The organism is Actinomadura sp. WAC 06369, from assembly GCF_003947565.1.
Lineage (GTDB): Bacteria > Actinomycetota > Actinomycetes > Streptosporangiales > Streptosporangiaceae > Spirillospora > Spirillospora rifamycini.
Genome location: NZ_QHJN01000366.1, coordinates 1 through 1426, shown reverse-complemented (window position 1 = coordinate 1426; position 1426 = coordinate 1). Strand labels below are relative to the sequence as shown.

1 protein-coding gene is annotated in these 1426 nt (G+C 75.9%); it reads left to right on the top strand.

Going from position 1 to position 1426, the window contains the following annotated elements; all coding sequences use genetic code 11:
- Positions 1-1201: 1201 nt before the first annotated feature.
- On the top strand, positions 1202-1426 hold a 225-nt coding region (locus DMH08_RS42235; protein ID WP_233618080.1), incomplete at its 3' end, for a hypothetical protein.

Here is a 1426-nt window from a genome sequence, read left to right as displayed (position 1 = left end):
AACGGCGCCGGGCGCGGGCCCCCCCCCGCCCCGCGCGGCCCCGCGCCCCGCCGCGCGCCGCGCGCCTCGCCCGGCCCGCACGGCGTGCCCCGCCTGCCCGCGTGGCCTGTCCGGCGCTCGCCCGTCATGCCGCCCGCGCGGCCTCCCTTCCGCTTGTGCTGCCCGCGCCAGCGGTCCAGTTGTGAGCCCCAGACGTCGCCGGCCCCGCTCGTTGCCCGCCCTGGGCCGCATGTCCGCGTCCTTGGCCCGTTTGTGCTGGCCGTGCCGTCGTCCGGGCACCGCATGTCCGCGTTCACCCGCGCCGCCCGTTCGCTTGTGCCATCGGCCCACGCGTGGATGGCACGTGGCATCGATGGCGCGAGAGGCGCGAGTAGCGCGGACGAACGGTGTGAACGTGCGGCATGGCCAGCATGGGTAGGCGGGCCACCTGAGTGGACGGCGCGGACGGGTACGAGCGGGTGCCGCGTGTGACATGTGGGGACCGGGGTGGCGTGAGGGCGCGGGGTGGTGGCGTGGCGTTGCGGGTGGCGCGGGTGGCGCGGGTGGCGCGGGTGGCGCGGACGAACGGTGTGAACGTGCGGCATGGCCAGCATGGGTAGGCGGGCCACCTGAGTGGACGGCGCGGACGGGTACGAGCGGGTGCCGGGCGTGACATGTGGGGACCGGGGTGGCGTGAGGGCGCGGGGTGGTGGCGTGGCGTTGCGGGTGGCGCGGACAGACGGCGCGAGCGTGCGGTACGGGCAGGAGGGACAGCACGAGGCGGGCAACGAAGCGGGGCGAGCGGCGAGCGGGACGGCCGACAAGTAGGGCCTCGCCGGCTGATCGGGCACTGCGGGTCGCACGAGCGGGCGGGCAGCACGAGCGGGCGGCGCGGACGGGTACCGAGCGGGCTCGCCACTGGACCGAGCAGTGTGAGCAGGCGGGAGGACGGTGTGAGCGTGCGGTACGGGCAGCAGGGCCGGCCGGACGGCGCGGGCGGCGACACGGGGCGGCCGACGAGCGGGGTGGGCGGCGAGTGGAGGGCTCACTGCTGAACCGAGCGGCGCGCGCGGGAGAACGGCGCGGACAGCCATGCGTGCCACGCGCGCCATCCGTTCGTGCCCGTCCGCGCCGTCAGCTCGCGTGGCCCGCCTGCCCGCGCTGTACGTGCGCGCCGTCCGTCCGACGTTGTGCTCCCGTCCTTTTCGTGCCGGTCGGTCTAGTGGCGAGCGCCTGGTTGTCGCTCGTGCGCGCCGCTCGCCTGTATTGCCCGTTCGCGGTGCCCGACGCAGCCGTCAGCGGTCTGTGCGGAGGGCTCTCGACGACCACGCCTGCGGACGCGGCCACCTGGATTGCGGCGGCATTTGTCCTGCTTGCGCGCCGCGTGGGGTGGGGCGGCGCGGTGGTGCATTGGTCGGTTGGTGTTGTGGCTTACGGGGTGGGTGGT